The 22,236-nt window shown below is 68.0% G+C and carries 16 protein-coding genes and 1 pseudogene; 10 read left to right on the top strand and 7 right to left on the bottom strand.

Going from position 1 to position 22,236, the window contains the following annotated elements; genetic code table 11:
• Positions 1–264: 264 nt before the first annotated feature.
• Positions 265–2,610 (top strand): TonB-dependent receptor, encoded by a 2,346-nt coding sequence (locus QMX81_RS12290; protein WP_282261868.1) that lies wholly within the window; start codon positions 265–267, stop codon positions 2,608–2,610.
• 88 nt (positions 2,611–2,698) lie between these two features.
• Here the strand turns inward: QMX81_RS12290 and QMX81_RS12285 are convergent, their stop codons facing one another.
• Both QMX81_RS12285 and rnd read right to left on the bottom strand, forming a co-directional pair.
• Positions 2,699–3,877 (bottom strand): serine hydrolase domain-containing protein, encoded by a 1,179-nt coding sequence (locus QMX81_RS12285; protein ID WP_282261866.1) that lies wholly within the window; start codon positions 3,875–3,877, stop codon positions 2,699–2,701.
• Between the two features lie 284 nt (positions 3,878–4,161).
• A complete protein-coding gene (rnd, locus tag QMX81_RS12280; protein ID WP_282261865.1) occupies positions 4,162–5,244 on the bottom strand; it encodes a ribonuclease D in 1,083 nt (360 codons plus the stop codon).
• A 305-nt stretch (positions 5,245–5,549) separates the two neighbouring features.
• On the opposite strand from rnd, the gene QMX81_RS12275 reads away from it, so the two are divergent.
• Complete coding sequence (locus tag QMX81_RS12275) at positions 5,550–7,382, top strand: formylglycine-generating enzyme family protein (RefSeq protein WP_193222838.1); 1,833 nt, start codon at positions 5,550–5,552, stop codon at positions 7,380–7,382.
• A 109-nt stretch (positions 7,383–7,491) separates the two neighbouring features.
• Positions 7,492–8,394: a M48 family metallopeptidase gene (locus QMX81_RS12270; RefSeq protein WP_121038276.1), complete on the top strand. Its 903-nt coding sequence runs from the start codon at positions 7,492–7,494 to the stop codon at positions 8,392–8,394.
• 33 nt (positions 8,395–8,427) lie between these two features.
• Here the strand turns inward: QMX81_RS12270 and xseA are convergent, their stop codons facing one another.
• Complete coding sequence (gene xseA, locus QMX81_RS12265) at positions 8,428–9,768, bottom strand: exodeoxyribonuclease VII large subunit (protein WP_282261860.1); 1,341 nt, start codon at positions 9,766–9,768, stop codon at positions 8,428–8,430.
• A 60-nt stretch (positions 9,769–9,828) separates the two neighbouring features.
• Positions 9,829–10,917, bottom strand: coding sequence for a tRNA epoxyqueuosine(34) reductase QueG (gene queG, locus QMX81_RS12260; RefSeq protein ID WP_282261858.1), 1,089 nt, complete (start codon positions 10,915–10,917; stop codon positions 9,829–9,831).
• Between the two features lie 73 nt (positions 10,918–10,990).
• Here queG and QMX81_RS12255 point away from each other — a divergent pair, with 73 nt between their 5' ends.
• The 6 genes from QMX81_RS12255 to QMX81_RS12230 all read left to right on the top strand — a co-directional run bounded on the left by QMX81_RS12255 (position 10,991) and on the right by QMX81_RS12230 (position 18,540).
• Positions 10,991–12,469 carry an NAD(P)H-hydrate dehydratase gene (locus tag QMX81_RS12255; RefSeq protein ID WP_282261856.1) on the top strand — a complete coding sequence of 493 codons (1,479 nt, stop codon included), beginning with the start codon at positions 10,991–10,993 and terminating at the stop codon, positions 12,467–12,469.
• A 2-nt stretch (positions 12,470–12,471) separates the two neighbouring features.
• Entirely contained in the window at positions 12,472–12,954 is a 483-nt protein-coding gene (tsaE, locus tag QMX81_RS12250; RefSeq protein WP_121038264.1) for a tRNA (adenosine(37)-N6)-threonylcarbamoyltransferase complex ATPase subunit type 1 TsaE, read from the top strand.
• 88 nt (positions 12,955–13,042) lie between these two features.
• Complete coding sequence (locus tag QMX81_RS12245) at positions 13,043–14,647, top strand: N-acetylmuramoyl-L-alanine amidase (RefSeq protein WP_282261882.1); 1,605 nt, start codon at positions 13,043–13,045, stop codon at positions 14,645–14,647.
• Between the two features lie 107 nt (positions 14,648–14,754).
• Positions 14,755–16,626: a DNA mismatch repair endonuclease MutL gene (gene mutL / locus QMX81_RS12240; RefSeq protein ID WP_282261853.1), complete on the top strand. Its 1,872-nt coding sequence runs from the start codon at positions 14,755–14,757 to the stop codon at positions 16,624–16,626.
• A gap of 10 nt (positions 16,627–16,636) precedes the next feature.
• Complete coding sequence (locus QMX81_RS12235) at positions 16,637–17,575, top strand: DUF1684 domain-containing protein (protein WP_282261851.1); 939 nt, start codon at positions 16,637–16,639, stop codon at positions 17,573–17,575.
• Positions 17,576–17,577: 2 nt separating this feature from the next.
• Entirely contained in the window at positions 17,578–18,540 is a 963-nt protein-coding gene (locus QMX81_RS12230; protein WP_282261880.1) for a TraB/GumN family protein, read from the top strand.
• A gap of 122 nt (positions 18,541–18,662) precedes the next feature.
• On the opposite strand, the gene phaR is transcribed toward QMX81_RS12230, so the two are convergent.
• The 3 genes and pseudogenes from phaR to gluQRS all read right to left on the bottom strand — a co-directional run bounded on the left by phaR (position 18,663) and on the right by gluQRS (position 21,029).
• Complete coding sequence (phaR, locus tag QMX81_RS12225; protein ID WP_282261849.1) at positions 18,663–19,208, bottom strand: polyhydroxyalkanoate synthesis repressor PhaR; 546 nt, start codon at positions 19,206–19,208, stop codon at positions 18,663–18,665.
• A gap of 121 nt (positions 19,209–19,329) precedes the next feature.
• On the bottom strand, positions 19,330–20,070 hold the full coding sequence (phbB, locus tag QMX81_RS12220; RefSeq protein ID WP_121038246.1) for an acetoacetyl-CoA reductase: 741 nt from the start codon (positions 20,068–20,070) through the stop codon (positions 19,330–19,332).
• 6 nt (positions 20,071–20,076) lie between these two features.
• A pseudogene (gluQRS, locus tag QMX81_RS12215) lies at positions 20,077–21,029 on the bottom strand (tRNA glutamyl-Q(34) synthetase GluQRS).
• 93 nt (positions 21,030–21,122) lie between these two features.
• Here gluQRS and htpX point away from each other — a divergent pair.
• On the top strand, positions 21,123–21,995 hold the full coding sequence (gene htpX / locus QMX81_RS12210) for a protease HtpX (protein ID WP_121038240.1): 873 nt from the start codon (positions 21,123–21,125) through the stop codon (positions 21,993–21,995).
• The last annotated feature ends 241 nt before the right edge of the window (positions 21,996–22,236 follow it).

The following is a 22,236-nucleotide window of genomic DNA, read 5'->3' as shown; positions in this document are numbered from 1 at the left end:
ACGTGACCGATGGCCCGGAAAGCATCAAACGCGAACCCCGCCCTTCCGGCGCGCGCCTTGGCCGGGCATAATCCGCGCCAGAAAACGCGGCCGCATAGCCAGTGGACCAGGGGGGCCGGACAGCCGTCGCCCACAACGCCCTGACACCAATCTGCAACATCCAGCCAATACCGTGCCGCATCGCTGTCTCCACAGCGATGCCGATTTCCTATGGTGCCCGGCCATCTGCCGGATGCCCCGATCTGTACTACCCGAGACCTCTGCATGCCCGCTCTACGCCACGCCCCTGTGTCGACGCGTCTTCTCTCCCGTTCCCTCTCCGCTGCCGTGCTGCCGCGCCGCCGCGCGCTGGCGCTGGCCTGCGCCTCCGCTGCGCTGATGCTGTCCGCTGCCGCCTCGGCGCAGGACGCGCAGTCCGCCAGCGCGACCTCGCTGGACACCATCACCGTCACCGCCGACCACCGCGAGCGCAACCTGCAGGAAGTGCCGGTGTCGGTCGGCGTGGTGCAGGGCGAGAAGATCCGTGATTACACCGCTGGCGGCGATGACACCCTGCTGGCCCTGTCGGGCAAGGTGCCGAGCTTCTACGCCGAAACCACCACCGGCCGCATCTTCCCGCGCTTCTACATCCGTGGCCTGGGCAACATCGATTTCTACCTGGGTGCCTCGCAGCCGGTGTCGATCATCCAGGACGACGTGGTGCTTGAACACGTGGTGCTGAAGTCCAACCCGGTCTACGACGTGGACCAGATCGAGGTGCTGCGCGGCCCGCAGGGCACGCTGTTCGGCCGCAACACCACCGCCGGCATCGTCAAGTTCGACACGATCAAGCCGAGCCAGGATTACAGCGGCCGCGTGCAGGCCAGCTATGGCTCCTACGGCAGCGTGGCCATCGATGGCGGCTTCGGCGGCCCGATCAACGACATCGCCTCGTTCCGCGTGTCGGCGCTGTACCAGCACCGCGATGATTACGTCGACAACACCTACAGCGGCCCGAGCGCCGATGGCACGGTCTCGCCGAAGAAGAACGCGATGGGCGGCTTCGACGACCGCAACGTGCGTGCGCAGCTGCTGCTGCAGCCGAGCGACAACTTCTCGCTGCTGGCCTCGGCCCACGCACGCGATTACGACGGCACCTCGACCCTGTTCCTGCGCAGCGCGCTGATCAAGGGTTCCAACACGACCGACGTGCCGCGCGACAAGGTCGCCTACGACGAAGCCGACAACAACCCGCAGGCCTACAAGACCTACGGCGGCTCGGTGAAGGCGATCTACGATTTCGGCAACGTCTCGCTGACCTCGATCACTGCCTACGAGACCACCTCCGGCTACAGCCGCGGTGACACCGACGGCGGCGCCGCGGTGAACTATCCGGTCAATGGCGTGCCGAACGGCTACGGCCAGTCGATGGGCCAGATCCGCGATCTGGACCAGTGGACCCAGGAATTCCGTCTGGCCAACGGCGATGACAACCGCCTGAAGTGGCAGGTCGGCGCGTTCTACTTCGACGGCCGCGACACCACCGATTTCTACCAGCGCGCCTGGTTCCTGCAGGGCAATGCCCGCAACCCGAACAACTGGGTGCGCCTGCGTAACGTCAATACCTCCTGGGCCGGGTTCGGCCAGGTCAGCTATGACGTGACCGACAAGTTCACCCTGACCGCCGGCCTGCGCCAGACCAGGGACGAGAAGAAGACCCGTCTGCTCAAGACCGCCGATACCGCCGCCGGTGCCGTGACCTACAAGGGCCGCACCTACGTGGAAATGTCCGACACCACGCCGAGCTGGGACCTCAGCGCGATGTACGCGTTCAACCCGCAGCTGAGCGTGTATGCGCGCGTGGCCCGCGGCTTCCGCGGCCCGACCATCCAGGGCCGTTCGGCCGTGTTCAATGCCGATTTCACCACGGCGAACTCGGAAACCATCCTGTCCTGGGAAGCGGGCATCAAGAGCAGCCTGTGGGACAACCGCCTGCGCGTGAACGCCGCCGCGTTCACCTACGTGGTCAACGACATCCAGCTCAACGGCAACGATTCGGATGGCAACGGCGTGCTGTTCAACGCCGACAAGGCCAAGGCTTACGGTCTGGAAGCGGACATGGAGCTGCGCCCGATCCCGAACCTGGCCCTGAGCGCCGGTATCAGCCTGCTGCACAGCAAGATCCAGGACGACCGCGTGTACGCGCAGGTCTGCGCCCTGAACGGCGCCGTGGTCTGCACGGTGAACGATCCGACCATCAAGGTCGGTGCCAACACCTTCGCGCAGATCAACGGCAACCCGCTGCCGAACGCGCCGAAGTACAACATCAACCTGGCCGCGCGTTACGACATGCCGGTCAATGACAGCGATGTGTTCTTCGTCTCCACCGACTGGAACAAGCAGGGTTACACCAGCTTCGTGCTGTATGACTCGGCCGAGTTCAACGCCAAGGGCAGCTTCGAAGGTGGCCTGAAGCTGGGTTACTCCGCCAACTACGGTGCCTGGGAAGTGGCGCTGTTCGCGCGCAACATCACCAATGAGAAGAACCTCAAGGGTGTGATCGAGAACTACATGGCCGCGGTCTACAACGAACCGCGCACCGTGGGCGTTTCGCTCAACATGAACTGGTAAGACACGCGATCGCCGGTGCCGCAGGGCACCGGTGAGCATGATGCGTGTCTCGGCAACGCCCCGCATCTGCGGGGCGTTGTCGTTTCTGTTACTTGGCGGGCGCCCCGGCTGCAGCCGGCGCCAGCTCGGCGAACAGTCCGCCCAGCACGCCCATGGTGGCCTGGTCGGCGCCCATGTCTTCGGCAGCGTTGGCGATGGCGATCACGCCGTTGTTCTGGCCGGGGAACAGCACTACCCAGGCCAGCCAGTTACCGTCCGAACCGCCGTGCACCAGCACCGGGCCCTGACGGCCGGCAATCGAGGGCTGCACGCCCCAGTCCAGCCCGGATCCGCTGCCCGGCTGCGCGGTCTGCATCAGCGCGTATGAGGCCGGCGTCAGCAGCGTGCCCTTGCCTTGGCTGCCCGCGAGCTGATCGATGGCGAACAGCGCCAGGTCCTGCAGGCGCATGTGCAGATTACCGGCGGCGGTGTAGATCGGTGGCACCCCGTCATCGGCCTTCTGCGGTGCGGTGGTCACCGGCTTGCCGGCGCGATGGCCCCGCGGTTGCCCCGCCGGGGTCGGGCCGAACCCGGCACCGGTCATGCCCAGCGGCTGGAACACTTCGCGCTGCATCAGCGTTTCCACGTCCTTGCCGGTGGCACGTTCGGCGATCACCGCCGCGATCAGGAAGCCACTGTTGCTATAGGCGAATTCGGTGCCGGGCGGATGCACCGGCGCTTCGGCCAGGGCTGCCTTGACGTACGCCTCGCGCTGCACGGGCAGGGCCCGCGTATCAACGAAGAACGCATCCAGTGCGGCGGCGTCGGTGAGGTTTTCCGGCAGGCCGGCGCGGTGCGAGAGCAACTGCACCAGGGTGACGCTGCGGTAGGCCGGCTGCATCTGTGCGGTAAGGTCGGGCAACAAGGTCGACAGCGGTGCATCCCAGCGCAGCACACCCTGTTCAACGAGCCGCGCGATCATCGCCACCGTGATCGGCTTGCCGGTGGAGCCGATCATCCATTGATCGTCCGTGGTGACCGGTGTCGTCGCATCATTGCGACGGACGCCGTGCACGGCATGTTCGGCGATCTTGCCATCGCGGATGACCAGCACGCCCATCGCAGGCGTGGCGGTGCCCTGCAGGGCCTGTGCGAGCCGTTCGTTCAGATCATCGGCAGCGCTGGCCGTAGTGGCCGCCAGCAGCAGGGTCGCGCCGAGCCAGCGCTGCAGGCGGCGCGGGGTGCGGCGAGGGGAGGGGGCGTTCCTTCGAGTCGCGATCAGATGCATGGGAGTCCTTTGCGCAGCCGCGTGGGCAGAACCTGCGCCGACGGCGCGGTCCTGCGGGATGCCGTGTCCGGACCGGGCCTGTTGCAGGCGCGGAGCGTTGCGTGCGATTCACTCTTGCATGCGGTTTGAACGTGCGTATGTGTCTGCGGTCATGCCGATGACGACATGTCAGGGACGGTGTGCGCTTCGTTCAGGATTCGACGGCAGTGGGCCGTCGTCAGTGCACTCGCAAGGTGATGCGAGCGGCGCATCGGTGCGGTCAGATCCGCACCGATGCGTGAGGCTCATGCAGTCGGCGGCAACAGCGCCGAGAGGATCGGTTCGAGCTGCGCCTGGCGCCAGCCGGCCAACGCCGTCGGCCACTGGCGGCTTTCCAGGTAGCTTTCCAGATGCTTGCGCGAGGCGAGCACGCCATCGGGCAGACCGAGTTCGGCGCTGCGCGCGCTGACGGCATCCTGCAGCCGCTTGAGGGCTTGTTTGTTGGCATCGTTGGCCGGCAGCGCCAGCGGTGCCTCGGCTTCGTCGGCGAGCGGGGTGATCAGCGCCTGCCACACCTGGGCGGCCAGTTTGCGGGGGGCCTTCGGGAAGCCCTCCATCAGCTTGGACAGCGCCTCCACATCGGCCGGCGGGGTACGTGCGAGCACCGCAGCCAGTTCGTTGTCGAGCACCCAGCTGCGCGGCTTGTCGCTGGCGCGGGCCTGGACGTCGCGCCAGCGCAGCAACCGCAGCAGACGCAGTTGCGCGGGGGTATCCATGAACTGTGCCGAGCGCATCGCCACGTGCGGCCAACGCTCTTCATCGTGTTCGACACTGGCGAGCAGGCGCTCGGCATCGTCCTGCAGCCACTGGCGGCGGCCCAGTTCCTGCAGGCGCGCGTCGAGGGTGTCGTGGATCTGGAACAGGTATTCCACGTCGTCGGCGGCGTATTCCAGCTGCGCCTCCGAGAGTGGGCGGCGCATCCAGTCCGAGCGGGTTTCGCCCTTGGCCAAGGTGACGCCGGTGACTGCCGTGACCAGTTTCTGGTAACCCATGCCGCCGCCGATGCCGGCCAGCGATGCACCGATCTGGGTATCGAACAGCGGGCGCGGCAGCACGCCGCAGGCGACCTTGAAGGTAACCAGGTCTTCGCTGGCGCTGTGCATGATCTTGAGGATGGAGGTGTCGGCCAGCCACGGGGCCAGGGCCTCGTTCATGCCGGGGATCAGCGGGTCGATCAGCAGGATTTCATCGCCGACGGCCATCTGCACCAGCGCCAGCTGCGGCCAGTAGGTGCGTTCGCGGATGAACTCGGTGTCCAGGCCGATGCGGGTGGGGCGCTGGCGGTAGCGCTCGTCCAGTTCCGCCGGGGTTTTGATCCAGTAAGCCACGTGGGATTCCATGTACTGCAAAGGGGTGCTCAGGTCGGGGAGGATAGCCTAACGCCACGCCACGCCACGGCCGGCATCCCGCCGTGCGGTGATGAACGCCCGGGCCGGGGACGGTCGCCCCCCGCGACGGTGGCGATTATGATGATCCCCTGCCTGCGCCTGCGGCATGCCCCCTGGATCGCCATCGCGCCCCGGGCGGCGGCTTGCGACGTGGCGTGGGCACCAGCAAGACGATGACACGCCCCAAGGACCCCCATTTGCGACCGTCAGGCCCATTGCCGCTGCTGTTCACTGCTCTGTTGGGCATGCTGGCCGCATGTTCTCCCGCGCCCGCGCCCGCGCCGGCACCGTCGGCAGCGCCGGCCGCCAAGCCGGCTGCCGCACCGGCCAAAGCGAGCGCGCCGGTGGCGCAGGTCACCATCGGAGGCGAGGACGCTGCCGAGACGGTGGAGCGCTGGCAGCCACCTGCCGTCACCCTCGTTGACGACGACGTTGTCCAGGCTCGCCGCGATGCCGCACGCGCCTTCGAGGAAGACCGGCTGTACCGCACCGCCGAGGACGCGATCCCGATCTGGCTTGCACTGCTGCAGCACGATCCCAAAGACCGCCTGGCCGAGGCCGGGCTGAAACGCGCGCGGCAACGCCTGCTGCAGGAGGCGTCCGCCTTGTTGGAGCGGCCGCTCAAGCAGCGCGAGGCCTTGGCCCAGGCCAGCGAGATGGCCCTGGTATTGCTGACCCTGGCGCCGGACGATCCCAAGGTGCGCGAGCTGCAGTCGCGGGTGGAAATTGCCCAGCGCGTGGTGGCCTACAACCGCGCCGGCGAAGACGATCTGCGCGCGGACCGCATCGGCGAAGACGGCGATGGCGCCATTCCCAATTTTCGTGAAGCACTCGCACTGGACGCGGACAACCCCCGCGCCCGGCAAGGGCTGGCAGCGGCCGAGAGCGCGCTGATCCGGCGTGCCGAGACGGCGGCGCTGGCGGCCGACTTCGCGACGGCCGGTACCTGGCTGGCCGAAGCGGCCAAGGTCCGGGACTCCTCCATCACCATTGCCGATGCCTTCGAACGTATCGAAAAGATCCGCTCCGACACCCTGGCGCGGCTGCGTAACGAGGGCCTGCGCGATCTGGCCACGCCGCAGGGACTCAAGCCGGCCCGGCAGAAGCTGGAAGATGCCCTGCGCATCGCGCTGCCCGGTGATCCTGTCGTGGGGCAGCTGCGCGAGCGCATCGAACTGGTCACCCATTACGGCAGCTTCCGGCCGCGGCAGGTGTTCAGCGATGCGCTGCGCGATGGCGGCCGCGGGCCGCAGATGATCGTGGTGCCGCACGGCGGCTTCCAGATGGGCGCGGCCGAGAACGAGCTCGGCGCGACCGATGCCGAGAAACCCGCGCACTACGTGCGCTTCGAGCGTGGTTTCGCGATGTCGATCACGGAAGTGACGGTCGCCGATTTCCGCCGCTATGTGCAGGCTACCAAGGCCCGCCCCCGGGCCACGCGGCGCGGTCATTCGATCGTGTATGACGAGCGCAGCGGCAACTTCGTCCGGCGCAGCGGGGTGGACTGGCAGTCCGATTACAACGGGGCCGAGGCGATCGCCAACCTGCCGGTGATGCACGTCAGCGTACGCGATGCCGAGAATTACGCGACCTGGCTGTCCGAGCAGACCGGGCGCTCCTACCGGCTGCCCAGCGAGGCCGAATTCGAATACGCCCTGCGCGCCGGCAGCAGCGGCCGGTACCCGTGGGGCGATGCAGGCACGCCGCCCGCGCGTGCGGGCAATTTCACCGGGGCCGAGGATGTCTCGCCCTCCGGGCGGCACTGGTACAACGCCTTCGTCGGCTACGGCGATGGGTATTGGGGGCCGGCGCCGGTGGCCAGCTTCGATCCCAACCCGTGGGGCCTGCACGACATCGCCGGCAACCTCAGCGAATGGGTGGCCGACTGCTGGCATGCCAGCTACCGGCGTGCGCCGTCCGATGGCGTGGCCTGGTTCAACCCGGGCTGCCGGCAGCGCGTGATCCGCGGTGGCAACTGGGCCAATGCGCCGGCACAGACCCGCGCGGCGTGGCGGCAATCGCAGGATTCGGACACCACCAGCGCACGGATCGGCTTCCGCCTGGTCCGAGGCATCTGAGGGATCTCCCCGTCGTGGGGTGACGGGATTTCACCCGGCCCCCCGGCGCGCGTTCTAGGATTGGCACAGTGTCGGGCAGGGTGCCGCGGCCATCTCAGGAACCACGCGCATGCGCAACGATCCATTCGGCGGTCAGCAGCAGGGCCGCGCCCGGCGGCCGGGCCTGTTCGGCAACATCCGCTGGTGGGTACTGCTGGCCTTCGCCGGCTATGCCGCGTTCTATTGGTTCTCCAACCGTGCGGTGGATCCGTACACCGGCGAGAGCGTGCTCATCGACAGCTCGCTCGATGCGACCCAGGAAAAGGCGCTGGGCCTGCAGGCCTACCAGGAGATCCTGGCGCAGGAGCGGCCGCTGGATCCCAGTGCACCGCAGTCGCGCGAAATCCAGGCGATCGCCCAGCGCCTGATCGCCAAGGTGGACGTGGTGGAGACCGCCCTCGCCGAAGAACATGGCCTGAAGCCAGCCCATTTCGCGCGGGATTTCGAATGGGAAGTCAACGTGATCCCCTCCGATCAGGCCAACGCCTTCTGCCTGCCGGGCGGCAAGATGGCGGTCTACACCGGGTTGATTCCGGTCGCGCGTACGGTGGATGCGATGGCGGTGGTGATGGGGCATGAAATCGCACATGCCTTGCTGCGCCATGGCGCCCAGCGCATGGCCCAGCAGAAGATGACCCAGATCGGGCAGATGGCCGGTGCCGCCAGCGGCATGGACCCGCAACAGCAGCAGATGATGATGTCGGCGATGGGCTACGGCTACCTGCTGCCGTACGCGCGCAGTCATGAAACCCAGGCCGATGAAGTGGGCCTGATGCTGGCCGCGGCAGCGTGTTTCGATCCGCAGGAAGCGATTCCGCTGTGGGAGCGGATGGGACAGGCCAGTGGTGGGCAGTCGACGTCGGAATTCGCGTCCACGCATCCCAACCCGGGCACGCGCATCCAGAACCTGCAGGCGTTGATGCCCAAGGCGATGGAATACCGGCAGAAATTCTGCGAAAGCGCGGGACGTTGAAGGCGAACCGCGCAGCGACGTGGGCGCGCCGGATCAGCGCGCCGGTTCGTTGACCGTTACGTCGATCACGCCGTCCTGCACGCGCGCCTTGAGCGTGTCGCCCGGGCGCACCTGCAACGGCGAACGCACTAGACTGCCATCGTCCTCGCGGGTCAGGATCGCGTAGCCACGCGCGACGGTGGCCAGCGGGCTGACTGCCTCCATCGAACGGGCGAGCGCACGCAGGCGCAGGGTGTCGCGCTGCAGCTGGCGACCGATCGCACTGTCCGCACGCGGCTGCAGGCGTTGCAGGCGCTCACGCAGGGCATCCAGCCGGCGCTGCGGATGACCGCTGCGCAGCACGGCCGCTGCGTGGCGCAGCTGGGCCAGACGGCCTTGATGCTGCGTGGACCACGCTGCGTGCAGACGGCGCGCGACGTCCTGCTGACGGCGCTGCAACAGCTGCAGGCGTGATTGCGGGCTCTGTGCGTTGAGGCGGAGCAGGGCACGGTCCGCGCGCTGCATCGCCTGCCCCAGGCTGTGCCGTTGCAGCTGCGCCAGACGTGCATCGAGGCGACGCACACGCAGCAGCAGGTCACGCTGATCAGGCACCAGCAGTTCGGCCGCGACCGATGGCGTCGGCGCGCGCAGGTCGGCGGCGAAGTCGGCCAGGCTGAAGTCGGTTTCGTGGCCCACGGCAGACACCACCGGGGTCTGGCTGGCCGCGATCGCGCGGGTCAGCTGCTCGTCGTTGAAGGCCCAGAGATCTTCCATCGAGCCGCCACCGCGGGTCAGCAGGATCACGTCATAGCGGCCGCTGGCATCGGCGCCACGCAGCAGCGAAGTGATCTGCGCGGCTGCGCTGTCGCCCTGCACCAAGCTGGGCAGCAGATCGACCTCGAGCATCGGGAAACGCCGTTCAAGGACGCTCAGCACGTCGCGCACCGCCGCGCCGGTCGGCGAGGTGATCACCGCCAGGCGACGCACATGCGCCGGCAGCGGGCGTTTACGCTCCGGCGCGAACAGGCCCTCGGCCTCCAGGCGTGCCTTGAGCTGCTCGAAGGCGCGGCGCAGGGCCCCTTCGCCGGCTTCCTCCATGTGGTCGAGCACCATCTGGTACTCGCCGCGGGCTTCGTACAGGGTCAGCCGGCCACGCGCGAGCACGCGCATGCCTTCGCGCGGCACGAACTTCAGCCACTGGCTCTTGGGCTTGAACAACGCCGCGCGGACTTGCGAGCGCGCATCCTTCAGCGTGAAATATAGATGGCCCGAGGCAGGGCGCGTCACGCTGCCCAGTTCGGCCTCCACCCAGATCAGGGGAAACGCGCCTTCCAGCAGGTCGCGGGCCAGGATGTTGAGCTGGCTGGGCGTGAGAATCTGCGCGCTGCGGTCCATGGAGGAATCAGGCCAAACGGTACGAACGGGGGGCCATGGTCGCACGTCGGCGGCGATGCTTCATCCCGCGGCAGCGCGGTCGGCGTGCTGCTGCAGGGCCCAGGCCACATGTTCGCGCACGATCGCCGAAGGATGCTCGCGTCGTGCCTGCAGCGCGGCCAGTGTTTCGGCGTGGGTGGGGGCATTGCCCAGCGCCACGGCAATGTTGCGCAGCCAGCGTTCATGTCCGCTGCGGCGGATCGGGCTGCCCTCGGTGCGGCGCAGGAACTCGTCTTCTTCCCAAGCGAACAGCTGGGCGAGCGAGGCGGTGTCCAGATCGTTGCGCGCGCGGAAATCCGGCTCGTCGGTGCGCTTGGCGAACTTGTTCCAGGGGCAGACCAGCTGGCAATCGTCGCAGCCGTAGATGCGGTTGCCCATCGCCGTGCGCATGTCCTCGGGAATCGCACCGTCGTGTTCGATGGTGAGGTAGGAGATGCAGCGGCGTGCATCCAGGCGGTGCGGGGCGATGATCGCCTGGGTCGGGCAGACATCGATGCAGCGCGTGCAGGTGCCGCAGTGTGCGCTGGCCGGTGTATCCACCGGCAGCGGCAGGTCGACGTAGATTTCGCCGATGAAGAACCACGAGCCGCCCTGTTTGTCGATCAGGCAGGTGTGCTTGCCGATCCAGCCCAGCCCGGCATTGCGGGCGAGCGCACGCTCCAGCACCGGGGCCGAATCGACGAACACGCGATAGCCGAACGGCCCGATCTCCGCGGCGATGCTGTCGGCGAACTTCTGCAACCGGTTGCGCATCAGCTTGTGGTAATCGCGGCCCAGCGCATAGCGCGCCACGTAGGCGCGGTCGCCATCGTGCAGGGTGGCCCAGGCTTCGGCGTCGTCCTTGTGGCCGTAATCCATGCCGACCGAGATCACCCGCACCGTGCCCGGCAGCAGTTCATCCGGCCGCGCACGCAGCGTGCCGTGGCGCGCCATCCACTCCATCGTGCCGTACAGGCCCTTGCCCAGCCAATCGGCCAGGTGCGCCTCGTCTTCGCGCAGATCGATGCCGGACACGCCACAGCGCTGGAAGCCGTGCACGCCCGCGATCGCACGGATGCGTTCGGCGGCACGGGCCAGATGGACGGGGGCGGGCAGGGGAACGGCGGACATGGCCTGGGCGGAAACGTAGCCTGGGGAGGGCGCGGCAAGGCTGCGCCTGGGGCGACAAGTATAGAATCCCGGCATGCCCCAGCTTGCTGAACTGTTCGATATCGCCGCTGCGCGCCGCCTGGATGCGCAGGCCAGTGCCTTGCTGGGCGATGGCGGTGCCTCGCTGATGGAACAGGCCGGCCAGGCCGCTTGGCACTGCCTGCTGGAGCGCTGGCCGCAGGCGCAGCGCATCGGTGTGGTGGTGGGGACCGGCAACAACGGCGGCGATGGCTACGTGCTGGCCCGCCTGGCCCGTGAAGCCGGCCGCCCGGTGACGGTGCTGCGGCTGGACACCGATGCGTCGGCTACACCGTTGTCGCAGCGGGCCGAGCAGGCGTTCATCGCCACCGGCGGTGCGGTGGCGCGCTTCGAGGGCGTCCTCCCGCCGATGGACCTGCTGGTGGACGCGCTGTTCGGCATCGGCCTGAACCGCGCGCCGGCCGGTGCCGCGGTGGATCTGATCACGGCCATCAACGGCGCTGGCGTGCCGGTGCTGTCGCTGGACGTGCCCAGCGGGGTGGATGCGCGCACCGGTCACGTGCCGGGCGTTGCCATCCGTGCCACGGTCACCCTGCAGTTCATCGTGCGCCACCAGGGGCTGTATACCGGCGCAGCGCTGGAGCATGTCGGCGGTCGCCGCCTGGCCGCGCTGGCGCTGCCTGCAGACGCTGGGCAAGGCGTGCAGCACAGCGCCGAGTGCTGGCAGCAACCGCGCCTGCGCGCGCAGCTGCCGGCGCGGCGCGCCAACACCCACAAGGGCGAATCCGGCCACGTGCTGTGCGTGGGCGGCAACCTCGGCAGCGGCGGCGCGGTGATGCTGGCCAGTGAATCGGCGTTGCGCGCCGGCGCAGGGCTGGTCAGTGTGGCGACCCAGGCACCGCATGTCGCACCGCTGCTGGCGCGCCTGCCCGAAGCGATGGTGCATGCCGTGCAGGACGCGCAGGAGCTGCAGGCCCTGCTGCCCCGCGCGGGTGTGATTGCGATCGGGCCTGGCCTGGGCCAGGACGACTGGGCGCACGAACTCTGGCGCCAGGTGCTGGCCAGCGGCAAGCCGCTGGTGATCGATGCCGACGCCCTGAACCTCCTGGCCAAGGCGCCGCAGCCACTCCATGACGCGATCCTGACCCCGCACCCGGGGGAGGCCGCGCGCCTGCTGGGGCTGAGCACCGCGCAGGTGCAGGCCGACCGCTTCACGGCTGCCAAAGCGCTTGCCGAGCGTTTCCACGCGGTGGTGGTGCTCAAGGGCGCCGGCACCGTGGTCGCCGCGCCCGATGCGCTGCCGCGGGTGATGGCCGCCGGCAATCCCGGCATGGCCGTAGGTGGCATGGGCGACCTGCTCACCGGCATCATTGCCGCCCTGCGTGCGCAGGGGCTGGGCGCCTTCGATGCCGCCAGCACCGGCGCATTGCTGCACAGCCTGGCCGGCGATGCCGCCGCCAGTGACGGCCAGCGGGGCCTGCTTCCCACCGATCTGCTGGCGCCGCTGCGCCGGTTGGTCAATCCGGACGTTTGAACATGATCGAGTTTTTCCTCGCGCAGACCGAAGACACCGACCTGCTCGGGCAACGGCTGGCCGCGACCCGGCCGCCGCAGGCGGTGATGCAGCTGCAGGGCGACCTGGGGGCCGGTAAATCCACCCTGGCCCGCGCACTGCTGCGCGCGCTGGGCGTGCAGGGGGCGATCCGCAGCCCGACCTACACCCTGGTGGAGCGCTACCCGCTGGCCGACGGCCACGAGGCCTGGCACCTGGATCTGTACCGGATCGGCAACGCGCAGGAGCTGGATTTCCTCGGGCTGGACGAAGGCAGCGCCTCGCTGTGGCTGGTCGAATGGCCCGAGCGCGGTGCCGGTGCATTGCCGCCGACGGACCTCGAAGTGGCCCTGGATATCCAGGGCCAGGGGCGTCGCGCCCGGCTCACCGCCACCAGTCCGGCCGGTCGTGAATGGCTCGCACGGCTGCCCCAAGGGGGTGACTTGCAGGCCCTTTCTGTCGGCTGACACTAGGAAACACCGGCAGGTTACGGATTATTAAGGGAAAAGGAGTTGCATTTCATTCAGCGCGGTGATTGAATCCAGACCCATGCCAATGGGGAAATCACTCGCCGCCCTCTGCACTGCCGTCGGACTCTGTCTGGCGAGCGCGCTGTCGTGGGCGGGCGAAGTCCGCCAGGTGGCCGTGGAGACCGGTGCGACCGGTACCCGTGCGGAGATTTCGCTGGCCGGCAGCGGGGGCTACAAGACCCTGTCCCTGGCCGGTCCGAACCGGCTGGTGGTGGATTTCCCGGATTCCAGCGCGATCCGCAACCTCACACTGCCTGCGCCCAAGGGCGTGGTCACCGCTGTCCGCACCGGGCAGCCGGTGCCAGGCACGTTCCGCGTGGTGTTCGATCTGGCCGAATCGGTCGCGCCGTTCCGCCCGCAGATGATCAAGCAGGGCAATGAGTCGCGTTTGGTGATCGAGTGGCCGGGCGATGCGCCGGCCGCGGCCACCGTTGCCAGTGCGCCCGCGCCCACCCCGGCCGCAGCACCTTCGCCCACGCCAGCGGCTTCGACGCCGGCCACCGCGCCGGCACCGACCCCTGCACCGACCCCTGCACCGACCGCCGCCCAGACGGCACAGGCACGCAGCGATGCCGCGCGCGCCACCGCGTTGCTGACCGCGTCGGTACGCCAGCAGGCCAGCGCCACGGTCGCCACCTCGGCGCCGGGCCCGGCTGCCGCGACGGCCACCACGGTCAACGTCGCTGCCGCAGGGACCGCCAACGCGGCCAGCAACAGTGCGTCGCCGGCCGCGATCCTGGCCGGCCAGTCGACCCCGGCGGTCGTGGCCAGTGCGCCGGTTCCGGCGCCCGCGCCGACCCCGGCGCTGCAGGACAACCCGCGTCCGGCCATGCCCAGCGACGCTTCGCGCGTGAAGATGCGCGCCGGCATGCGTCCACTGGTGATCGCGATCGATCCCGGCCATGGCGGCCAGGATCCCGGCGCCGTCGGCCCGACCGGCAAGCGCGAAAAAGACATCACCCTGGCGGTGGCACGTGAACTGGCCCGCCAGGTCAACGCGACGCCCGGGCTGAAGGCCTACCTGACCCGCGACAGCGACGTGTTCATTCCGCTGCCGATGCGCGCGCAGAAAGCGCGTGCGGCCAAGGCCGACATGTTCATCTCGATCCACGCCGATGCCGCCGAGAACCGGGCCGCGACCGGCTCGTCGGTGTACGTGCTCTCCACCAAGGGCGCCTCCTCGCAGCGTGCGCGCTGGCTGGCCGACAAGGAAAACGCCGCCGATCTGGTGGGTGGCGTGCGCCTGCAGCAGACCGAAGGCACCCTGGCCAACGTGCTGCTGGATCTGGCCCAGAGCGGTTACATGAAGGCCTCCGAAGACGCGGCCGGGCATGTGCTGGGCGGCCTGAAGCGGATCGGCAAGAATCACAAGCCCAACATTGAACGTGCGAACTTCGCGGTGCTGCGCACCTCGGACATGCCGGCGATGCTGGTCGAAACCGCCTTCATCTCCAACCCGGATGAAGAGCGCCGCCTGATCGATCCGGCCTACCAGCGCCAGATCGCCGGTGCGGTGCTGGATGGTGTGCACACCTTCTTCAGCCGCCAGCCGCCGCCGGGCACCCTGTACGCCGCGCGCGCGCAGGCTGACATCGATGCCGCCGGCACCGTGGCGGGCGGCAGCAAGTAACCCCGCCGGGCTGCACCGCCCGGCGCACGCTATCATCACGGGATGACGTCCGTTTCCCGAATTCCCACCGCTGCCATGCCTGCCACCTCCACTGCCTGGAGGTGCGCATGAGCATCCGCCAACTCCCTGAGATCCTGATCAACCAGATCGCCGCCGGCGAAGTGGTCGAACGCCCTGCGTCCGTGGTCAAGGAACTGGTCGAAAACGCGTTGGATGCCGGTGCGACCCGCGTGGATATCGACCTGGAAGAGGGCGGTGTGCGGCTGATCCGCATCCGCGACGACGGCGGTGGCATCGCTCCGGAAGAGCTGCCGTTGGCCGTGTCGCGGCATGCAACCAGCAAGATCGCCAGCCTGGATGATCTGGAATCGGTGGCGACGCTCGGCTTCCGCGGCGAAGCGCTGCCGTCGATCGCCTCGGTCAGCCGCTTCACCCTGAGCTCGCGCCGCGCCATCGACGAGCATGGTTCGGCCCTGCAGATCGAGGGCGGCCGGCTGGGCGAAGTCACCCCGCGCGCGCAGGCGCCCGGCACCACGGTAGAAGTGCGCGAGCTCTTCTACAACGTGCCGGCGCGCCGCAAGTTCCTGCGCGCCGAGCGCACCGAGCTGGGCCATATCGAAGAGTGGTTGCGCTCGCTCGCGCTGGCGCGTCCGGATGTGGAGCTGCGCGTGTCGCACAACGGCAAACCCTCGCGCCGCTACAAGCCCGGCGATCTGTACTCGGATGCGCGCCTGGGCGAAACACTGGGCGAAGACTTCGCCAACCAGGCGTTGCGGGTGGACCACAGCGGGGCCGGCCTGCGCCTGCACGGCTGGATCGCGCAGCCGCATTATTCGCGGGCCAGCACCGATCAGCAGTACCTGTACGTCAACGGCCGCTCGGTGCGCGACCGCAGCGTTGCCCATGCGGTGAAGATGGCCTACGGCGATGTGCTGTTCCACGGTCGTCAGCCCGCGTACGTGCTGTTCCTGGAACTCGACCCGACCCGCGTCGATGTCAACGTGCATCCGGCCAAGCATGAAGTGCGCTTCCGCGACTCGCGCCTGATCCACGATTTCGTCTACCGCACGCTCAAGGAAGCGCTGGCCGAAACCCGTGCCGGCATGACCGCGGCCGGCCCCCAGGTGCATGCCACCGAGAGTGCCGCCACGGCGGCCCCCGCTTACGGGCTGCCGTCGTCGGGCAGTACCGGCTATGCACTCGCCGGCAACGGCGCTGGCGGTGGCATGGGCGGCGACTGGCGCCCGCAGCAATCACCGTTGGGGTTGCGTGTGGCCGATGCGCCGTCCGCCTATGCAGCGCTGTATGGCGCGCCGGGCGGTACCGCAGCGACCAGCAGCCTGCCGCCGATGCCGAGCGAAAACGGCCTGCCGGTGACCGCAGCCGACAGTGGCGTACCGCCGCTGGGCTATGCGATCGCACAGCTGCATGGCATCTACATCCTCGCCGAGAACGCCGAAGGCCTGATCGTGGTGGACATGCACGCCGCGCACGAGCGCATCGGTTACGAGCGCCTGAAAACCGCGCACGATGGCATGGGCCTGCATGCGCAGCCGCTGCTGGTGCCGATCACCCTGGCGGTGGGCGAACGCGATGCCGACACCGCCGAGCGCGAGGCCGAGACCTTGACCTCGCTGGGCTTTGAAATCACCCGCGCTGGGCCGGGCTCACTGCATGTGCGCAGCATTCCGGCATTGCTGGCCAATGCCGAACCCGAAGCGCTGCTGCGCGACGTGCTGACCGACCTGCGTGAGCATGGCCAGAGCCGACGCATCGCCAGTGCCCGCGACGAACTGCTGTCCACCATGGCCTGCCATGGTGCCGTGCGCGCCAACCGGCGCCTGACCGTGCCGGAAATGAACGGCCTGCTGCGCGACATGGAAATCACCGAACGCTCGGGTCAGTGCAATCACGGCCGACCGACCTGGGCCCGTTTTTCGCTGGCGGAAATCGACCGCTGGTTCCTGCGCGGACGTTGAGAGGAAGGTCATGAAGCACTGGGGAGTGTGGACCGCCGCGTTGCTGCTGGCAGTCAGCGTGTCAGGATGCGGCGAAAAGAACGAGGCGGCACCGGCGAAGGTGGCGATCGATCCGGCCTTCGCCGCCGAACAACAGCAGTGGCGCCAACAGCGCTACGAGGAACTGCACGCCGCCGATGGCTGGACCAGTCTGGTTGGCCTGCACTGGCTGGAATACAAGGCGCACTACATCGGGCGTGGGCCGGGCAGCGGCATCCGTTTGGCGGTTGGCCCGGACAAGCTCGGCATGGTCGCCCGCGAGGGCAGCTCCGTCTGGTTCACGCCGGAGCGTGGCGTGCCGGTGCGCGTGGAGGGCAAGCCGGTCACCGGCCGCATCCGCTTCTTCAGCGATCGCGATCCAACCCCGACAGTGATCGCCTTCGATGACGACAAGGGCCGGCTCAGCCTGATCCATCGCGGTGAGCGTTTGGCGCTGCGGGTCAAGCACGCCGATGCCCCCTCGCGGACGAACTTCACGGGCCTGACCTACTGGCCGGGTGGTCCCTCCTGGCGCATCACCGCGCGCTTCGTGCCACATCCGGCCGGCAAGACGCTGCCGATCGTGGACATCACCGGGCTGACCACGAACATGCCCAATGCCGGCACGCTGGAATTCGAGCGCGACGGCCGCACCTGGCGGCTGGAGGCGATCGGCGAGCCTGGTCGCGAGCTGTTCGTGATTTTCGGCGATCGCACCAGCGGCCACGGCAGCTATCCGGCCGGCCGCTATCTGGATCTGCCCGCCCCCGATGACCAGGGCCGGGTGGTGATCGATTTCAATCACGCCTACAACCCACCGTGTGCGTTCACGCCGTTCGCGACCTGTCCGCTGACACCCCCTGAAAACCGCCTGGACCTGCGTGTGGACGCAGGGGAGCAGGCGTACCACGCCCCTGAAGGAGAGGCTTGATGATCTCGATGTTGTCGCGTGTCGTGTCCCCGTTGCTGATCGCTGCGAGCCTGTTGTTCGGTACGGGCAGCGCCGACGCACGCCCGGTGGCGCCGAGCGTGCCGACAGCGGCGAAAGCCACCCCGCCAGTCCCGCTGCTGTGGAAGGTGACCGGCCCGGGCGACAGCCGCCTGTATCTGCTGGGTTCGTTCCATCTGCTGCAGCCGAGCGATTACCCGCTCGCTGCCGATGTCGACCAGGCGTTCACGGCCTCGCAGCGGGTGGTGTTCGAGCTGTCGCCGCAGGACATGGAATCGCCGCAGCTGGCGCAGAAAATGGTGCAGGCCGCGATGCGCACCGATGGTTCGGAGCTCAAACGCGACCTGGACGCCGCGACCTGGACCAGGCTGCAGGCCTATGCGCAGGAGAACAAGCTGCCGCTGGCCCAACTGCAGGGCATGAAGCCGTGGTTCGTCGGCCTGACCATCACCCTGAGCCAGTTCACCAAGATGGGACTGGACCCCGCGCTCGGCCTGGATCGCCATTTCATGACCCGCGCCGCGAGTGCCGGCAAGGCGACCGCCGGGCTGGAAGACATCGATACCCAGATCGCGGTGCTGTCGGGGATGACGGCCAAGGAACAGCAGCAGATGGTGGCCGAAGCGCTGGAACAGGCCGGCAAGGGCGACGAGATGGGGCGCAAGCTGCACGATGCCTGGCGCCGTGGCGACGACAAGTTGTTGTGGACCTCGATGGCCACCGAGATGCGCGGCCAGTACCCGCAGCTGTACAAGCGCATCAACACCGACCGCAACGATGCCTGGGTACCCAAGCTGCAGCAGCATCTGCAGGCCGGGCAGGGCGGCACGATGGTGGTGGTCGGCACGCTGCATCTGCTCGGCAACGACGGCGTGGTCGAGAAGCTGCGCGCCAAGGGCTACAAGGTCGAGCGGGTCTGCACCGGCTGTGCCAAGCCCAAGCGCTGATGCGCGCGGCCGGACGGCGATAGGGCTGGACGGCCGGCGACGGTGACGTCGCCCGGCCCCGAAACGAGAAAAGGCGCGGCCCGAGGGCTGCGCCTTTTTCTTTGTTGCGCCACGCCGGGGGCTCAGCGGCGGGTTTTGCCTGTACCCGGTGCCGGCGTTTCCGGCTTCTTGCCGGTACCCGTACCCGTACCCGTGCCGGTACCTGTCCCGGTGCCACCCGGGCGGCCGCCGAAGCCGGTGCCCATGTTGCGCTGGAAGTCCTGCCACATCTCCATGTTGCGCTCGGTCAGCTGGTTCATCATCGCCCAGGGAGTCTGGCCGAGGAGATTGCCCATCTGCTGGCGGAACTGCTGCTGCTGGTCCAGGAAGACCTGCATGCTGCGCTCCAGGTAATTGCCCATGAAGCCCTGCAGCGAGTCCCCATAGAAGCGGATCAGCTGGCTGAGCAGCTGGGTGGACAGCATCGGTTCGCCGTCCTGCTCCTGGTCGGCGATGATCTGCAGCAGCACCGAGCGGGTCAGGTCATCGCCGCTCTTGGCATCACGCACCTCGAAGTCCTCACCGTCCAGGATCAGCTGGCGCACATCCTCTATGGTGATGTAGCTGGAGATTTCCGTGTCGTAGAGCCGGCGGTTTGGGTACTTCTTGATAATGCGGGTCGCAGCCATGAAGCAGTCACTCATCACAGTAGGCGCGCAGCATGGCGCAGTGCAGCAGCCTATGCAACCGCCATAGGTAGCAAGGGGCCGCATTTATGTTGCGCAACATGGAGTGCAGCAATTTCGGCCGTTACCACCCCATATGGTGGCCGCCGTTGATGTCCAGGTTGGAGCCGGTGATCCAGGAGGCTTCCTCGTTGACCAGGAAGGCCACCGCGTAGGCGATCTCCTCCGGCTTGCCGAGGCGGCCGGTGGGGATGTCGGCGATGATCTTGGCGCGCACTTCGTCCGGCACGGCCATCACCATGTCGGTGGCCACGTAGCCCGGCGAAATCGTATTCACGGTGATGCCGAAGCCCGCATTCTCGCGCGCCAGCGAAATGGTGAAGCCGTGCATGCCGGCCTTGGCGGCGGCGTAGTTGGCCTGGCCGTACTGGCCCTTCAGGCCGTTGATCGAGCTGATCTGGATGACCCGGCCCCAGCCGCGGCGGCGCATGCCCTCGATGACCGGTCGGGTGACGTTGAACACCGAGTTGAGGTTGGTGTTGATGACGTCGTGCCACTGGTCCGCACGCATGCGGTGGAAGGTGGTGTCTCGGGTGATGCCGGCGTTGTTGATCAGGATCTCGACCGGGCCCAGCGCCGCTTCAACGGCCTGCACCATGCTTTCGGCGGTGCCCGGGTCGGACACATCGCCCGGGAAGATCGCCACATCGCAGCCGCGCGCCAACATCTTCTCGCGCCAGGCCTTGGCTTTGGCTTCGTCGCGGTAGTTGGTGGCGACCCGATGGCCCTGGTCGGCCAGGCGTTGGCAGATGGCAGTACCGATACCGCCGGTACCACCGGTGACCAGTGCGACGCGAGATGTCATGAGCAGCTACTCCGAAAGGCAGGGCGAACAAGGGGGAACAGGATTCTGCAACATCAGCGGGCAAAAGGGGCGGCCTCGCCAGCGGCGTGCGGCAGCGGAATGTCGCCCGGTGGCAATCGCGCCGGATCAAAGCCATCGGCCGCCTGCCGAAGCCACCCGCCCACCTCATCGGCCCCTGCACCGATCGCCGGATCCTGGCCCAGCTGCGCCCATGCCCGGCGCAGCGCTGGCAGCGGCTGGGCGGGGTCCACCGGCAGCGCCGCCTCGGACTTGGAGAGCTTGCGTCCCTCCGGGCCGAGCAGCAGCGGCAGATGCAGGTAGCGCGGTGTCGGCAGACCCAGGGCCTGCTGCAGCAGGATCTGGCGCGGCGTGGATTCGAGCAGATCGGCCCCGCGCACCACGTCGGTCACGCGCTGCGCGCCATCGTCGACCACCACTGCCAGCTGATAGGCCCAGAAGCCATCGGCCCGGCGCAGCACGAAATCGCCGACATTTGCGTGCACGTCCTGCACGATGCGGCCCTGCAAGCCGTCGTCGAACCCCACCACGCTGTCCGGTGGCACCCGCAGCCGCACCGCCGGTTGCGCACGCGCGGCGCGGGCCACGCAGTGGTGATGGATGCCGCCCTGCGCGGCCAGCTCGCTGCGGCTGCAGTGGCAGGCAAACGCCTTGCCCTCGCGCAGCAGCCGGTCCAGCGCGCCCTGGTACAGCGCATTGCGCTGGCTCTGATGGACGATCGGCCCGTCACTGCACAGCCCGAAGGCGGCCAGTGCGGCCAGTTGGCCGCTCACCGCGCCAGGCACCGTTCGAGGAGGATCGACGTCCTCCACCCGCACCAGCCACTGGCCGCCGGCATGGCGGGCGAGCAGCCAGCTGCCGAGCGCCGCCAGCAGCGAGCCGGGGTGCAGGGGGCCGGTAGGCGAGGGCGCAAAGCGCCCGCAATAGGAGGAATCAGACATGGACTATGAATCGTCGGTCAGTTTGCGACTTGAATTCAAGCTGAAGTCACCGCAGATTTGCACTCATCAACCTCCCATGAGCGTCCTTTTCCCATGTTCAGTCGCATTGCTCTCTTCCTGCTGACCAACTTTGCGGTGCTGATCCTGGCCGGCATCGTGATGTCGGTACTGGGCGTCAATCCCAACCAGATGAGCGGCCTGCTGGTCTTCGCGGCCATCTTCGGTTTCGGCGGCTCGTTCATCTCGCTGCTGCTGTCCAAGTTCATGGCCAAGCGCTCCACCGGCGCCGTCGTGATCACCGAGCCGCGCAACCCGACCGAACGCTGGCTGTTGGCCACCGTGGAACGCCAGGCCCGTGAAGCCGGCATCGGCATGCCCGAAGTGGCGGTGTACGAAGGCCCGGAAATCAACGCCTTCGCCACCGGCGCCAACCGCAACAAGGCCCTGGTCGCCGTCTCCACTGGCCTGCTGCACAACATGAGCGAAGACGAAGCCGAAGCCGTGCTCGGCCATGAAATCGCCCACGTCGCCAATGGCGACATGATTACCATGGCCCTGCTGCAGGGTGTGCTCAACACCTTCGTGATCGTCCTGGCCCGCATCGTCGGCGGCTTCATCGACAGCGCCCTGTCCGGCAACCGCGAAGGCGGCGGTCGCGGCTTTGCGTACTACATCATCGTGTTCGTCCTGGAAATGGTGTTCGGCCTGTTCGCCACCATGATCTCCATGTGGTTCTCCCGTCACCGCGAATTCCGCGCCGACGCCGGTGGCGCCCACCTGGCCGGCCGCCAGAAGATGATCGCCGCCCTCGAGCGCCTCAAGGTCAACCACGGCCAAAGCACGCTGCCGACCCAGATCGCCGCCTTCGGCATCGCCGGCGGCGCTGCCAAGAAGCTGTTCATGAGCCACCCCCCGCTGGACGAGCGCATCGCCGCCCTGCGCGCCGCCAACAACACCGTGGTGTAACCCACACCGCAGTGCGCAGAGCAGAACGCCCGGCTCCCGCCGGGCGTTTTTTGTTGGGCGGGCGCCCGCGACCAAAAAATGTCAGTGCCGTCCAGTAGATGTCAGGAGCGTTGAGCTCTCCCATCCGCCACATCGAGATCTGTCGAGAGGCCGGTGGGTAGCCTGGGCCAAGACCGTCAGGGCGCCATGGATGGCGCCCACGAGCCCCCAGGGATGGGTTTACGGCGCGTCTTGGCCCAGG

This window comes from Stenotrophomonas sp. PS02301 (genome assembly GCF_029959485.1).
Lineage (GTDB): Bacteria > Pseudomonadota > Gammaproteobacteria > Xanthomonadales > Xanthomonadaceae > Stenotrophomonas > Stenotrophomonas maltophilia_Z.
This window is presented reverse-complemented; position numbering and strand designations above follow the sequence as displayed.

Excerpts from the sequence above, each read along its gene's own strand:
- QMX81_RS12290 (WP_282261868.1), top strand. The coding sequence starts at position 265 with ATGCCCGCTCTACGCCACGCCCCTGTGTCGACGCGTCTTCTCTCCCGT.
- QMX81_RS12285 (WP_282261866.1), bottom strand. The coding sequence starts at position 3,877 with ATGCATCTGATCGCGACTCGAAGGAACGCCCCCTCCCCTCGCCGCACC.
- QMX81_RS12275 (WP_193222838.1), top strand. The coding sequence starts at position 5,550 with ATGCTGGCCGCATGTTCTCCCGCGCCCGCGCCCGCGCCGGCACCGTCG.
- QMX81_RS12270 (WP_121038276.1), top strand. The coding sequence starts at position 7,492 with ATGCGCAACGATCCATTCGGCGGTCAGCAGCAGGGCCGCGCCCGGCGG.
- xseA (WP_282261860.1), bottom strand. The coding sequence starts at position 9,768 with ATGGACCGCAGCGCGCAGATTCTCACGCCCAGCCAGCTCAACATCCTG.
- queG (WP_282261858.1), bottom strand. The coding sequence starts at position 10,917 with ATGTCCGCCGTTCCCCTGCCCGCCCCCGTCCATCTGGCCCGTGCCGCC.
- QMX81_RS12255 (WP_282261856.1), top strand. The coding sequence starts at position 10,991 with ATGCCCCAGCTTGCTGAACTGTTCGATATCGCCGCTGCGCGCCGCCTG.
- tsaE (WP_121038264.1), top strand. The coding sequence starts at position 12,472 with ATGATCGAGTTTTTCCTCGCGCAGACCGAAGACACCGACCTGCTCGGG.
- QMX81_RS12245 (WP_282261882.1), top strand. The coding sequence starts at position 13,043 with ATGGGGAAATCACTCGCCGCCCTCTGCACTGCCGTCGGACTCTGTCTG.
- mutL (WP_282261853.1), top strand. The coding sequence starts at position 14,755 with ATGAGCATCCGCCAACTCCCTGAGATCCTGATCAACCAGATCGCCGCC.
- QMX81_RS12235 (WP_282261851.1), top strand. The coding sequence starts at position 16,637 with ATGAAGCACTGGGGAGTGTGGACCGCCGCGTTGCTGCTGGCAGTCAGC.
- phaR (WP_282261849.1), bottom strand. The coding sequence starts at position 19,208 with ATGGCTGCGACCCGCATTATCAAGAAGTACCCAAACCGCCGGCTCTAC.
- phbB (WP_121038246.1), bottom strand. The coding sequence starts at position 20,070 with ATGACATCTCGCGTCGCACTGGTCACCGGTGGTACCGGCGGTATCGGT.
- htpX (WP_121038240.1), top strand. The coding sequence starts at position 21,123 with ATGTTCAGTCGCATTGCTCTCTTCCTGCTGACCAACTTTGCGGTGCTG.